The organism is Paenibacillus sp. BSR1-1 (assembly GCF_030403775.1).
Lineage (GTDB): Bacteria > Bacillota > Bacilli > Bacillales > Cytobacillaceae > Neobacillus.
The window spans coordinates 66,601-79,655 of the sequence record NZ_JAQMWQ010000010.1 but is presented as its reverse complement, the minus strand read 5'-3'; the positions used below and the strand labels follow the sequence as shown (position 1 = coordinate 79,655).

Below are 13,055 nucleotides of genomic sequence, written 5' to 3'. Positions count from 1 at the left end.
TTATTTCCTTTGCTGCCTTTGCCTTTTTGCTTCGTACTGCCATCTTTTTTAGTATGCTTTGTCATCGAATCTTACCTCCGTTTATGTTGGGTCATACCCATTTATAGTTTTGACATAAAACCCATTTTCATAAAGGTAAGTATTAGCAGTTCGTACGACTTTTTTCAGTATAAAAAGCATTAATTTCCCCGCCCAAAATGATGATGAAGGCGGATATGTAAAGCCAGATCATTAACACGATAATCGCTCCAATACTACCGTATGTTAGCGAATAGTTACCAATGTTATCTACGTATAAGGATAATCCCATGGAGGATATTATCCAGCCCAATGTAGCAAAAGCTGCTCCTGGAAAGGCACTGCGACAGCGTAATTTAACATTCGGAGCAACCCAATACAAACCGGTAAAAATGAGAAATAAAATAATCGCACTTAGGAGCAGACTAAACGTATCCCACAGCTTTATGAACTGTTGTGTATATCCTAATTGTGAAAAGATAAAGAGTCCAATTTCCCTGCCGAATATCGGAAGTATAATCGCGAGGATAAACACAACGATCATCCCGAAGGTTAATAAAATAGCCATTCCTCTTGCAACAATAAAGGAGCGGCTTTCCTTGACATTATACGCCTTATTAAAAGCCCTCACAACCGCATCAATACCATTGGATGCCGACCAAATCGTCCCGATAACCCCGAATGAAAGCAAGCCGCCGTTTCGATGATTCATAATAAACTTTATGTTTTTTTCAATAAGTTCCATTGCTTCAGCCGGTGCAAAATCCTTGATCATCCCTAGCATATCTTGATGAGGAATCGGAATATATGGCATTAGGGAAAAAATAACAATGAGGAGCGGAAACAGGGAAAGAAGAAAAAAGTAGGCCAATTGGGCACTTAATCCCGGAAGGTCATCTTCTTCGATTCTATGCCAAAGCAGTCTTAGCAATGAAGAGCGTACATTCACTGTCTTTTCCACTTGCTACTCTCTCCTTTTTAATAAATTTTTTTAATCCTCTACAATTACCTCTTTTAGAAGTTCCTCTTCGTCACTTTTGGAGAATGAATCCTTCGTTTCTTTGACGATATCCTTCACCTGAGGGGTTAATTCCCGCAACTCCTCAACCTTGTCCACAAGATAGGAAATATCCTCACTTACCTGCTCAAACGTTGACCGTATTTTCCCAGCGGTTTCCCCGGGATGCCGTAAAATGTAGGTAACCTTGCTTGAAGTTTTTTGAACATTTTCCTTCATAATCTGTCTGGTTGGTTTATCTAATAAGCTGATCGCTCCCCCTGCGAGTGCTCCCAGTAACATACCCTTCCAAAATTGATTCTTCTTCGTCATCTTAACCTTTCCTTCCTTATCTCTAATTATCATAAATCCATTTTTCATGAAAATAATACCAGAAATACAATCTACCTTTTATTTTGCTTTATTCACGCTCCCTAAGCAAGTAGTGTCCCTAACTTTATAATGAGTTTTGTATTGACATAACCTTTTTAACGTGAAAAGATGGGATTAATATTTCTGAAAGGGTGACCGGAGTGAATCTATCCCAAAAGTCGGTAGAAAATGTTGAATTTATGATCGAACAAATAAAAGAAAAACTGAAGGTATTAAACCTTGGTGCGATTAAACCCTCTCACTTCGATGAGGAAATGTATGAGGAATTAAAAGAAATTTATGAAATGGTGCTTCGAAAGAATTCGTTTAGTCCCAATGAAATGCAGGCCCTTGTTGAAGAATTAGGGAATCTTCGAAAAAGGTAAAAAACAGATCACGAGGATCTGTTTTTTTATTTACCCCTGATCCGTCAAAATAAACGGACCATCTTTGGTGATTGCAATTGTGTGTTCGTATTGGGCTGAGTTTTTACCGTCAATTGTGCGAGCGGTCCAGCCATTGTTATCCATCTTTGTTTGGTACCTGCCAACATTAACCATTGGTTCAATCGTAAACACCATTCCCTCTTTAATTCGAGGTCCCTTACCTGGCAGCCCATAATGTGGTACATCCGGTTTTTCGTGGATGACTGCCCCAATTCCGTGTCCAATAAAATCCCGAACGACTGAGAAGCCTTCACCTTCAACATATTTTTGAATGGCATGTCCTATATCCCCAATTCGGTTGCCGGGAACGGCCTGTTCAATCCCTTTGTATAGAGCTTCCTTTGTTACGTTTAATAAATGTTCTGTCTCCAGTGAAATCTTACCAACAGCATAAGACCATGCAGAGTCAGCCAAGGCACCGTTATAATTAACAACCATGTCAATCGTAACAATGTCCCCCTCTTTTAGCGGCTCTTTTCTTGGAAAGCCATGGCAGATTTCATCATTTATACTCGCGCAGGTTGCATATTCGTACCCTTTATAGCCTTTTTGCTCAGGGGTAGCATTATTTTCGCTTAAAAATTGATCGACAAACTGATCAATCTCCCAAGTTGTAATACCCGGTTTAATTCGCTTCGCTATTTCTCTATGACAGGCAGCAAGTATTTCTCCTGCCTTTTTCATCGCTTCAATTTCACGTTGTGATTTAAGGACAATCATGTAAGCGGCCCCTTCCTTTTTGTTTAATTTTATGTAGGCTAAGCAATATTGTTCTTTATAGAAACATACTTATGTCAAAATTATACTTTAAGACTAAATTGGCAACACTATTAATATTAACTCTATCCAATTATTTTTTCAAAATTACTTATACCCTCAGAACTAAAACATTAATTCACAAAGTTCATAATTTTGTCATTATCCTCCGTTCGTAATATGGTACTTAACTATTCTTTTTGGTAGAATTAACATATAAACAATAATAATTAGGTGTGTGAGGCTAAATGATTGGTGACCGCGTAAAAAAATTTCGCTTAGAGAAGAAAATGTCACTATCCGAACTTGCTGAGCAGGCAGGTGTCGCTAAATCTTATTTAAGTTCACTTGAAAGAAACCTGCAAAAGAATCCATCGATTCAGTTTCTTGAAAAGATTGCTGCTGTATTAAACCTTCCAGTCGAACATTTAATACATGAACAAATAGATAAAACTGAGTTAGATAGTGAATGGATGAATATTGTAAAAGAAGCCATGAATTCAGGTGTATCCAAAGATCAGTTTCGTGAGTTTCTTGAGTTTAATAAGTGGCGGACGAACCAAAACAATAACCAATAGGATTTTTGTCTTGTCTTATGAAAAGAAAAAGCATTCTACAAAATATAAAAATTTTGTAGAATGCTTTTTAGTTTTCCCATATGTACTCAGATGTTTTTAGCTATTAGCTCTTTTACCTGGCTTTGATTAAGGAATTCCCGCACCTCTTCTAATGATAAACCAAGTTCTTTCGCCTCTAATATTAGTCCTAGCCATTCCTCGTCGATGACATCCAATTTTCTTTCTGTAATCACCATCGTTTTCACCCCTAAAATACATTCGTATTCCAGGTAGCCCGGCCATCATAGTAAGTAATTACCTACCTTAGATCCTCGGCTTTGCGTCCCTGTTTTTCAACAGGTTTGCCTTTTTCTGTCTTAATGAACCTAATTCATCACCGACTTGCCAACCATCACTAACATTTCTAGGCCAATATACTTAATCGTTTTCGATATGTTCATTATATATAGTCCTTTTATAACAGGGTGTTAGATTTTGTCATTTTTTTATAAAATTCTAACAACTTTTTTGAACAAATAATACCAAAATCCTACAAAATATCCCTATATATTTTACATTTGCATTTGTACAAATTGGAAAGGAAAGGAAAAAAAGTCGAATTTCCCTTTTAATATTGAGTTTTAATATCTGTCTAAAATGTGACAAAAAGCATATAATGAAACTAAACTTAATATTAATAATTTTCTAAAAATATTAGGCGGTGATATTGTTGACCTTAATTCATGTCTTAAATTTCTCGATTCCGATTGCATTTATGGTATTTGCAGGATTTTTTCTTGACCGTATGTGTAAACCCGCAAAAACAGAAGAAAAAGCTGGCGAAGAGTGAACTGTTAATGAGCTCCTCTACGACACAGCTTTTTTATTTTAATTTATTTTGTACCTTTAACTCGTAATTTTTAAAAATGGAAGAATTGGTTTTTACACCTTTTTTGGACATGATTTGATTAAAACGAATCAGCTTTTCATTTAACTTTCTTTGCAGGTTTTCTTTTTCACTACTATCATCTGTTTTTTTAATTAAATCCTCGATCGTCATTAATTCCTGTCGTAAATGACTTTCCTCCTGGGTATAGCCTGCATTTTTCAGCAACTTATAAGCCATCCGCAAATCCTCGGGGATTGCCGATAAATCCTCTAGCTGCATGGGTTTACCCAATCCTGGAAGATTTTCGAATTCTCCATCTTTATATGCTTTTTTAATACGGTCTTCCGAGACAATTTGAAACATATCCATGCTAAAGCCTCCTTTTTACCATATATATAAGTTAATTATATCAATTTCTAAGATACATTTTAAAGTTACTGTCTTTTTGGACAAGTAATTTTTTCTTTTCTGTTGGGGCATGCTACATGCGTATAAGAAAGGAGTGTTGAGTTTGGCTCGTGGAGAACATTTTAACCACAAAAGGAAACACCATCCAGGTGAATTTCCTCAAAATAGCCTAGTGGAAAAGCATGTAAAGGAAGCCATTGGCGACGAAGAATTGATTGTAACCCAGGAAGCATTTAAGAATAGAATCGAGGAAGACGGCAGCCGCGGTGATACTGCACGGATCCTGCCGGAACAGACAGAATAAAAAGGCGTGAGCAACTCACGCCTTTTTCCTTTAGAATGTTTCCTTTAAACTTCTTACCATCTTGGAAAATTCAATGTTTTTAAGCCACGCAGATGCCTTTTCGATATCTTTAGAAAAAACCCGGTCCTGAGTAATGGCTGGAACCTGTTCGCGGCCTTTTTCAAAGAACATCTTTGTATGAGTGGCCATTTTTTCGACTCCGCGGAATTCTACAGCCTGCATGGCACAAATCAACTCAATTGCAAGAACCTTTCTTGCGTTTTGAATGATTTGATAAGCATGTCTGGATGCAATTGTTCCCATGCTGACATGGTCCTCCTGATTCGCTGATGAAGGAATCGAATCCACACTGGCAGGATGGGCAAGAGTTTTATTTTCTGAAACAAGTGAAGCGGCCACATATTGCATAATCATTGCCCCTGATTGTAAGCCTGGTTCAGGGCTTAAGAATGGCGGCAGGTCATTTAATTGCGGATTGATTAAACGTTCAATCCTTCTTTCCGAAATGTTAGCGAGCTCGGCAACAGCAATTTTCATAAAATCCATTGCAAAAGCAATCGGCTGACCGTGAAAGTTGCCTCCAGAGATTACTTTTTCACCATCATCAAAAATTAACGGATTGTCAGTTGCCGCATTCATTTCAATTTCCAGTTTTTCTTTTACATAATCAAGAGCCTGCCAAGAGGCACCATGAACTTGTGGAATACAGCGAAGAGAATAAGCATCCTGAACTCTAAGCTCGCCCTGCATCGTCGTTAATAAACTGTCACTTAAATATTGGCGGATTCTCGCAGCTGTATCAATCTGCTGTTGATAGCCCCTTGCCACATGAACTTCTTCTGCAAAGGCATCAATAATTCCATTTAATCCTTCGATTGTCATGGAAGCAATAAGCTCACTCTCAAGAGCAAGCTGCTCAGCCTCAAGATATCCCACTACTCCCATTGCAGTCATTGCTTGAGTACCATTGATTAGAGCGAGGCCTTCTTTAGCTTCTAATGTTACAGGCAGGATTTCTTCCTGTTGAAGTGCAGAAAGGGAGTCCATGCGAGTTCCCTTATAAAAAACTTCACCTTCACCGATTAGGACTAAGGCAAGATGTGATAATGGAGCTAGATCACCACTTGCACCAAGCGATCCTTGTTGCGGAATGACAGGGATAATGTCTTTATTTACTAATTCAATAAGCTTTTCAATGACAAGCGGTCTGATTCCTGAGAAGCCCTTTAAAAGTGCATTTGCACGAAGAAGTACCATTGCTTTTGCAACAACTTCAGGGAAGGGTTCTCCTACACCACAGGCATGTGAACGAATTAAGTTAAGTTGGAGATCCTGTACATGGTCCTTATCAATTAAAACATCACTAAATTTACCAAAACCCGTAGTAATTCCATAAACAACCTTAGATTCTGATACAATTCTTTCTACAGCTTCCCTGCTTTTTGCTGCAGCCTCCATGCTTTGTTCAGAAGCGCGGACCTTTTGCTTGCGAAATAACACGTCCTTCATTTGCTCTAGCGTTAAACTATTCCCAGTAAGTGTAATCATTTCTCCATCTCCTCTAATACTTTAGTATAATAAAGAAAGAGGCTGGACTCATATCTAATTAGATTTTGAGTCCAGCCTCTTTTATGAACATAACGGAATTTTGTATGAATTTATTTCGATGCCTCATTGGTTATCATCCCATTCAAAAAATTATACTATTGATAATTATTGTATGCGAAGAAAACCCTTACTGTCAATTTAATTTTCTGAATTTTAGCACGATAACACTTTAGCACAATAACAAATGAAAGGTGATAGGAATTGAAAAAAGGACCATTCACAAAGATATTTTATCTTCGTGAATAGCCCCTTTATTTGGTTAATCAAATTTTAGCCCTTTTAACGCTTCTGCAAGCGCATTATTCAATGGTTCTTCGTCTTTCTGTTGATTTTTCAGATACTTTTGTACAGTGCGCTTATCCACTTTGCCGCCAGATTCTTTTTTACGGCGTGCTTCGAAAGCAGATAGTTTTTCACGATGTCCACATTTACATACGAAGATTTGGCCCTCACCTTCGCCGCGAAGCTCCAGTTTTTTATGGCACTGTGGGCAGCGTGCATTTGTGACTCGGGATACGTTTTTACGATGTCCGCACTCCCGATCCTGGCACACGAGCATTTTTCCTTTTTTGCCGTTGACTTCAAGCATTGGTTTTCCACAGTCCGGGCAATTTTTGGTAGAAATATTGTCATGTTTGTATTTTTTAGTACTTGCTTTTATTTCAGCAACGATTTCTTTTGTGTAGTTCTTCATCTCACTGATAAACACTTCTTTTTTCAGCTTGCCATGAGCAATTTGATCAAGTTTTTGTTCCCATTCAGCTGTCAAAGCCGGAGATTTAAGCTCTTCAGGAACTAAATCTAACAATTGCCGGCCTTTAGAAGTAATGTGAATATCTTTGCCGCGCTTTTCGATTAAGAATGAATTGAATAGCTTGTCAATTATATCAGCACGTGTCGCAACAGTACCCAAGCCGCCAGTTGATTTTAACGTTTCTGCCAGTTGTTTATTTTTAGTTTCCATAAACTTCGTAGGGTTTTCCATAGCCGAAAGTAATGTTGCTTCATTAAATCGTGCAGGCGGATTGGTTTGGCCAGATGTTTGGGCGATTAGTTTCACGTTTAATGTGTCGCCTTTTTCGATGCGAGGTAAAATCTGTTCCTTTAGGTCCTCTTCTGCATCATCATCTTCAAAGCGATTTCCGTATACTTCTTTCCATCCAATTGATAGAATTGTTTTTCCCCTTGCAACGAAGTTCTCTTCACCGATTTTCGCACGAAGCGTTAATTGCTCGTACTCGAATGCTGGGAATAAAACTGCTAAGAAACGTTTTACAACTAAGTCATAAATTTTCCGCTCTTTATCTGTAAACGCTGCGAAATTCACATAGCTTTCTGTTGGAATAATGGCATGGTGATCTGATACCTTGCTATCATCCACAAATGCTTTTGAAACCTTTATAGGCTTGCTTAAAATCTTGTTAGCTAAAGGACGATATTCTCCACCCCCGCATGCCTTTAATCGTTCTGGAAGTGTCCCGACAATATCTGAAGAGATATATCGCGAATCTGTACGCGGATAGGTTAATACTTTATGCTGCTCGTATAGCTTTTGCATAATGTTTAACGTTTCCTTTGCAGAGTAACCAAAGATTTTATTCGCATCCCGCTGCAATTCTGTTAAATCATAAAGTGCTGGGGAAAATGACTTTTTCGATTTTTTCTCAATTTCTGTTACAATCGCATTTTGGTTTCCTAGTCTTTTTACAATTGCATCGGTTTTTTCCTTATCAAAGCTGCGACTGTTCCCTTTCGCATCTTGCCAGGTCAGCTTTAAATTTTTCGATGTTTGGGCTTCAATGCCGTAATAGGTTTGTGCTTTGAAATTTTTAATTTCCTCCTCGCGTGCAGCAATGATTGCAACAGTTGGAGTTTGAACGCGGCCGCAGTTTAATTGGGCATTGAACCTGGTAGTGAGCGCGCGTGTTGCATTTAGACCAATATACCAATCAGCCTCTGAGCGGGCGACAGCTGAAGCGTACAAATTGTCATATGCCTTTCCAGGCTTCAAGTTGGCGAAGCCATCTTTTATCGCTTTATCGGTAACAGATGAGATCCAAAGACGTTTAATTGGTTTGTTAACTTTTACTTTATCAATAATCCAACGTGCTACTAATTCTCCCTCTCTTCCTGCGTCCGTTGCCACGATTATTTCGCTGACATCCTTTCTAATCAGTTGACTCTTAACGTCATTAAACTGTTTTCCAGTCTGCTTAATTACAGTCAATTTCAAACGATCGGGCAGCATAGGCAGATCTTCTAAATTCCATGTTTTATATTTCACATCATAACTTTCTGGATCAGCAAGGGTAACTAGGTGCCCAAGTGCCCACGTAACAATATATTTATTCCCTTCAAGATACCCATGTCCTTTTTTATTACAATTAAGCACACGTGCAATATCGCGTGCGACAGATGGTTTTTCAGCAATTACAACACTTTTTGCCATATTTTAAAACATCCTTTCAAGTTTCCATAAGTTTAATATAGCATAGGAACAAAAATAATAATAAAACTGTTCCATTAAAGGGCCATATTCTAGTATGATGAAATGGCATCAAATTTGGAAACGAGGATACAGCATGAAGATAAAGGATTGGGATCCAAATCTTAAGGTTCGCTTGTTTAGTGAAGCCATGATGAACATTACCTTTTGGATGTTTTTTCCCTTTTTAACGATTTATTTTGCAGATGAATTTGGTAAAAATAAAGCAGGATTATTATTAGTATTTTCACAGATTTTTTCTGTGATTGCCAACTTAATGGGCGGATATTGTGCCGACCGATTTGGCCGAAAACGGATGATGGTCCTATCCGCCATTGGACAGGGACTTTCCTTTTTGGCATTTGCGTTTGCAAGCTCTCCATGGTTTCATTCTCCTTGGGTAGGCTTTTTATCGTTTGCGGTTGCAGGTGTTTTTGGTTCCTTTTATTGGCCTGCAAGTCAAGCGATGATTGCGGATGTAGTCAAGGAAAAAGACCGAAGCAGCGTCTTTGCGATATTCTATACATCTATCAATATTGCAGTTGTTATTGGTCCTATTTTAGGATCCATATTTTATGTTCACTATCGTTTTCAATTACTTCTTGTTGCAGGCATGGTGTGCATTTTGCTAGGTTTAATTTTATTTAAATGGACTCGTGAAACCGCTCCCTTTCAAAGGATGGCAGACCCTTCAATTGATGGAAAGTGGTATTATTTTTTAATTAACCAGTTAAGGGATTATTCACTCATAGTAAAGGACAAAGCTTTCCTTTTATTTATTCTGGCTGGTGTATTAGCAGGACAGACTTTTATGCAATTAGACTTATTAATTCCTGTCTATATAAAAGATATGGTCAAAACTCAAAATCTGTTTACCTTTGGAGATTGGTCATTTTCTGTAAGGGCAGAGCAGGCCTTTGGAATAGTACTAGCGGAGAATGGCTTCCTTGTGGCATTATTGACGGTTTTTGTAACAAAATGGATGAGTAAATATTATGAACGAAACGTATTTGTGCTATCATCCATTGTTTATGCCATTTCCATGGTGATCTTTAGTCAAACCCATTTGATTTGGGGGCTTATTGTTGCAATGGCTGTATTTACGTTAGCTGAACTTATGGGCGCGGGGCTCCAGCAAAGCTTTGTTTCTAAACTTGCCCCGGAACATATGCGTGGTCAATATTTTGCCGCTGCAAGTCTGCGGTTTACCATCAGCCGGACAATCGCCCCTCTTTCAATTCCATTGACGGTTTGGATTGGGTATGGATGGACGTTTTTGGTTTTGGTTATCTTGGCACTTTTTAGCAGCTTCTTATATTGGCTGATGTTCTATACTTTTGGAAAACAATCTATGAAAGCCGGGGCCTGATAGGTCCCGTTTTTATTGAAATTTAATTCAAAAAATGTCCAAAAAATTGTACTAATTCGTTCACATTCACCCCTTTTAACATTATAATTAGAGTGTAAACTTATTTATTTTAAGGACGGTGGAATCAATGGAATTATCGCAATTCATGGCTCCAACTTCATTATCAGGTATTATTACATTTATCGTTCTTTTTTCAGCAGGTGTTTATTTTAATATAAAAGTATACGGCAGTAAACTTCAGTAAAGAGAATAGTCTTTACTGTTTTTTTATGTTTAAATGCTAGCGGTTTCTTTTTCCAATTAAAAAAGCTACAATATATAGGAAGATTCTGAAAAGGAGACATACATATGAGTGATTTTCAAAGAAACCTTGAAAAATATGCTGAGCTTGCCGTTAAGGTTGGCGTTAACATTCAGAAAGGCCAGACCTTGGTAATTGGTGCCACGTTAGATGCTGCTGAATTTGTTCGCTTGGTTGTCAAAAAGGCGTACGAAACAGGTGCCCACAATGTTGTTGTGAATTGGAACGATGATACCGTCACCAGAACAAAGTACGATTTGGCTCCAAATGAAGCATTTTTAGAGTATCCAGAGTGGCGTGCCAAAGAGCAGGAACAACTTGCAGAAAATGGCGCTGCCTTTATGTCGGTTATTTCCACGAGTCCAGATTTACTTAAAGGAGTGGATCCCGAAAGGATTTCTAACTTTAATAAGGCTGCAGGGAAAGCATTGTCTAACTACCGAAAAGCAGTTCAATCAGATAAGGTTAGCTGGACCGTTATTGCAGCGGCATCTCCAGCATGGGCTGCTAAGGTATTTCCGGATGTCCCTAGTGAGCAGCAAGTCGACAAACTTTGGGACGCCATTTTTAAAGCAACTCGCGCAGATGTGGAAAACCCAGTTGAAGCTTGGAAAAAGCATGACGAAACCCTTCACGAAAAAGTACATTATTTAAATGAAAAACGCTATGCAAAGCTTCACTATAAAGCCCCTGGAACTGATTTAACGATTGAGCTTCCGGATAAACACATTTGGGTTGGTGCCGGCAGTGTGAATGAAAAGGGCTTTGAATTTATGGCCAATATGCCTACCGAGGAAGTATTCACCGTTCCATTTAAAACCGGTGTCAATGGTACCGTTGCCAGTACAAAGCCGCTAAGCTACGGCGGAAATATCATCGACCGTTTTTCTATTACGTTTGAAAATGGAAAAATTGTTGGAGTGAAGGCGGAAGAGGGCGAAGAAATTTTAAAACGCCTTGTCGATACTGACCAAGGCTCCCATTACCTAGGAGAGGTAGCGCTTGTGCCTTACAATTCGCCAATTTCACAATCTAATGTTCTATTCTTTAACACGTTGTTTGATGAAAATGCATCGAATCATTTAGCCATTGGAAGTGCCTATGCCTTCTGTATTGAAGGCGGAAAGCAAATGTCTTCTGAGCAATTGGCTGAAAATGGACTTAACGAAAGTATCACCCACGTTGATTTCATGATCGGCTCCGATCAAATGGATATCGATGGCATTACCGCCGATGGTAAAACAGAGCCAGTATTTAGAGGCGGAAATTGGGCTTTTTAATATAGTAAGTGAGAAAGGTGTCAGGCACCATGTGAAAATTTCACATGGTGCCTGACACCTTCTTTTTTTATGGAGTAAAAATGATGGCTCCATCTTTTGTTTTTGAAATATTATCGCGCATTTTATTAAGCTGCTGGATTGGATCCTGTACAATGACTTTTCCTAATAAATCAATAAGTCCGAGTGATTTTAACAGGCTCTCTTCCCAGCTTTGAAGCTCTTTTGTCAGGGATGTGTTACTTTGGCAAACTTTATTCAACGGCAATTTCTTTGCAATCGCTTCATCAATTAATGCCAATGCCAGCTCTTTATGAATCACTCCTTTTGCATCCTCCATTTGCTCGCAAACAGATTTTACCACCTGCTCCACCTTTTCTGTTGTGCTGCTAATAACAGGCTCGATCGGCTTCAACACTGGTTCAAGCGGTTTTACAACAGGTTCTAACGGTTTCAAGACGGGCTCAAGCGGTTTGGTTATTGGATCAAGTGGTTTCAAAATTGGTTCTAGCGGCTTTGTTACTGGATCAAGCGGTTTCAAAATTGGTTCTAAGGGCTTTGTTACTGGATCAAGCGGTTTGGTCACGACATCAGTGACATCCTGAATCGGATCTGTAATTTTTCCAATGCCGCCAGACGGCGCGTCCGTTTTTGAACCATCTGCACAAGTAAGAGGCAGATGCCCAGCTGAAATTTTTTCAACTTCTTTATCCAATTGATTCAATGGGAGCAAACTTAAATCCTGCAGGACTTGCAATTTCCCCGGCTTTTCAGAACCAGCATTTCCAGAAATAGTATTAAGGACTAACTTTTCTATTAAACTATCCTCTGCCTTCATATAATGTGCCACCATAACCACATCTTCCATCCCTAGCTCAGGAACTGTTTCAGATGCTTTAATACATGCACCTTTAAAGGAAATAGCCGTGGTATCAACAGTCATCCCTTTAACTGTAACTGGTCCACTTGCTTTTAAGGTGATACTGACCGGACCATTTGCTGAATCAACCAGTTTCGTTAACCTCATTCCATAAATCGTAGCCGACTGATATTGAAAACGGAGCATAGGCTTCTGATCATTTTCTGTGGTTTCTTGTTTAACAATCGATGCTGTCATTCCTGAACCAACCACTCGATCTGCTTCTATAATAAAACCATCTGTATCTAACTTTTCGGCATGTACACTTTTACCGAGAGAGCATATTGACAAAAACATGAGCGTTAGACTGCAACTTAACAAGATAAACTTGCTTTTCCACCACATATTA

Annotated in this window: 13 protein-coding genes and 1 riboswitch; of the genes, 5 read left to right on the top strand and 8 right to left on the bottom strand. The window is 38.7% G+C overall.

All coding sequences use genetic code 11. The features are described from left to right. Window positions 1–142: 142 nt before the first annotated feature. Together PH210_RS15655 and PH210_RS15650 are read right to left on the bottom strand one after the other, a co-directional pair. Window positions 143–979, bottom strand: a complete 837-nt coding sequence (locus PH210_RS15655) for a YihY/virulence factor BrkB family protein (RefSeq protein WP_289986777.1) — start codon at window positions 977–979, stop codon at window positions 143–145. Window positions 980–1,009: 30 nt separating this feature from the next. Next, entirely contained in the window at window positions 1,010–1,348 is a 339-nt protein-coding gene (locus PH210_RS15650; RefSeq protein WP_289986775.1) for a YtxH domain-containing protein, read from the bottom strand. Between the two features lie 200 nt (window positions 1,349–1,548). Between PH210_RS15650 and PH210_RS15645 the strand changes: the two genes are divergently transcribed. Further along, complete coding sequence (locus PH210_RS15645; protein ID WP_223589697.1) at window positions 1,549–1,773, top strand: DUF1128 domain-containing protein; 225 nt, start codon at window positions 1,549–1,551, stop codon at window positions 1,771–1,773. Between the two features lie 30 nt (window positions 1,774–1,803). Here the strand turns inward: PH210_RS15645 and map are convergent, their stop codons facing one another. After that, window positions 1,804–2,553, bottom strand: coding sequence for a type I methionyl aminopeptidase (map, locus tag PH210_RS15640; protein ID WP_289986774.1), 750 nt, complete (start codon window positions 2,551–2,553; stop codon window positions 1,804–1,806). A 284-nt stretch (window positions 2,554–2,837) separates the two neighbouring features. Here map and PH210_RS15635 point away from each other — a divergent pair, with 284 nt between their 5' ends. After that, a complete protein-coding gene (locus PH210_RS15635; RefSeq protein ID WP_223589693.1) occupies window positions 2,838–3,167 on the top strand; it encodes a helix-turn-helix domain-containing protein in 330 nt (109 codons plus the stop codon). Window positions 3,168–3,253: 86 nt separating this feature from the next. Here the strand turns inward: PH210_RS15635 and PH210_RS15630 are convergent, their stop codons facing one another. After that, the gene (locus PH210_RS15630; protein WP_289986773.1) at window positions 3,254–3,403 is read right to left on the bottom strand and encodes an anti-repressor SinI family protein; all 150 of its coding nucleotides are present in this window, start codon (window positions 3,401–3,403) and stop codon (window positions 3,254–3,256) included. A gap of 29 nt (window positions 3,404–3,432) precedes the next feature. Continuing rightward, window positions 3,433–3,523: riboswitch (cyclic di-GMP riboswitch) on the bottom strand. A 506-nt stretch (window positions 3,524–4,029) separates the two neighbouring features. After that, window positions 4,030–4,404 (bottom strand): DnaJ family domain-containing protein, encoded by a 375-nt coding sequence (locus PH210_RS15625; protein ID WP_289986771.1) that lies wholly within the window; start codon window positions 4,402–4,404, stop codon window positions 4,030–4,032. Between the two features lie 142 nt (window positions 4,405–4,546). Here PH210_RS15625 and PH210_RS15620 point away from each other — a divergent pair, with 142 nt between their 5' ends. Continuing rightward, window positions 4,547–4,747 (top strand): hypothetical protein, encoded by a 201-nt coding sequence (locus PH210_RS15620; RefSeq protein ID WP_289986770.1) that lies wholly within the window; start codon window positions 4,547–4,549, stop codon window positions 4,745–4,747. Window positions 4,748–4,777: 30 nt separating this feature from the next. On the opposite strand, the gene hutH is transcribed toward PH210_RS15620, so the two are convergent. Continuing rightward, window positions 4,778–6,295 carry a histidine ammonia-lyase gene (gene hutH / locus PH210_RS15615; RefSeq protein ID WP_289986769.1) on the bottom strand — a complete coding sequence of 506 codons (1,518 nt, stop codon included), beginning with the start codon at window positions 6,293–6,295 and terminating at the stop codon, window positions 4,778–4,780. Between the two features lie 319 nt (window positions 6,296–6,614). Then, window positions 6,615–8,804, bottom strand: a complete 2,190-nt coding sequence (locus PH210_RS15610) for a DNA topoisomerase III (protein ID WP_289986767.1) — start codon at window positions 8,802–8,804, stop codon at window positions 6,615–6,617. Between the two features lie 133 nt (window positions 8,805–8,937). On the opposite strand from PH210_RS15610, the gene PH210_RS15605 reads away from it, so the two are divergent. Together PH210_RS15605 and PH210_RS15600 are read left to right on the top strand one after the other, a co-directional pair. Continuing rightward, window positions 8,938–10,209: an MDR family MFS transporter gene (locus PH210_RS15605; RefSeq protein WP_289986766.1), complete on the top strand. Its 1,272-nt coding sequence runs from the start codon at window positions 8,938–8,940 to the stop codon at window positions 10,207–10,209. 348 nt (window positions 10,210–10,557) lie between these two features. Further along, window positions 10,558–11,790, top strand: coding sequence for an aminopeptidase (locus tag PH210_RS15600; protein WP_289986765.1), 1,233 nt, complete (start codon window positions 10,558–10,560; stop codon window positions 11,788–11,790). A 67-nt stretch (window positions 11,791–11,857) separates the two neighbouring features. Here PH210_RS15600 and PH210_RS15595 read toward each other — a convergent pair whose 3' ends face one another. Beyond that, the gene (locus PH210_RS15595) at window positions 11,858–13,051 is read right to left on the bottom strand and encodes a hypothetical protein (RefSeq protein WP_289986764.1); all 1,194 of its coding nucleotides are present in this window, start codon (window positions 13,049–13,051) and stop codon (window positions 11,858–11,860) included. Between the last annotated feature and the right edge of the window lie 4 nt (window positions 13,052–13,055).

What these genes read in the sequence shown, in the direction of transcription:
- PH210_RS15625 (WP_289986771.1), bottom strand. Translation starts at nt 4,404, where the DNA reads ATGGATATGTTTCAAATTGTCTCGGAAGACCGTATTAAAAAAGCATAT.
- PH210_RS15600 (WP_289986765.1), top strand. Translation starts at nt 10,558, where the DNA reads ATGAGTGATTTTCAAAGAAACCTTGAAAAATATGCTGAGCTTGCCGTT.
- PH210_RS15630 (WP_289986773.1), bottom strand. Translation starts at nt 3,403, where the DNA reads ATGGTGATTACAGAAAGAAAATTGGATGTCATCGACGAGGAATGGCTA.
- map (WP_289986774.1), bottom strand. Translation starts at nt 2,553, where the DNA reads ATGATTGTCCTTAAATCACAACGTGAAATTGAAGCGATGAAAAAGGCA.
- hutH (WP_289986769.1), bottom strand. Translation starts at nt 6,295, where the DNA reads ATGATTACACTTACTGGGAATAGTTTAACGCTAGAGCAAATGAAGGAC.
- PH210_RS15595 (WP_289986764.1), bottom strand. Translation starts at nt 13,051, where the DNA reads ATGTGGTGGAAAAGCAAGTTTATCTTGTTAAGTTGCAGTCTAACGCTC.
- PH210_RS15610 (WP_289986767.1), bottom strand. Translation starts at nt 8,804, where the DNA reads ATGGCAAAAAGTGTTGTAATTGCTGAAAAACCATCTGTCGCACGCGAT.
- PH210_RS15635 (WP_223589693.1), top strand. Translation starts at nt 2,838, where the DNA reads ATGATTGGTGACCGCGTAAAAAAATTTCGCTTAGAGAAGAAAATGTCA.
- PH210_RS15650 (WP_289986775.1), bottom strand. Translation starts at nt 1,348, where the DNA reads ATGACGAAGAAGAATCAATTTTGGAAGGGTATGTTACTGGGAGCACTC.
- PH210_RS15605 (WP_289986766.1), top strand. Translation starts at nt 8,938, where the DNA reads ATGAAGATAAAGGATTGGGATCCAAATCTTAAGGTTCGCTTGTTTAGT.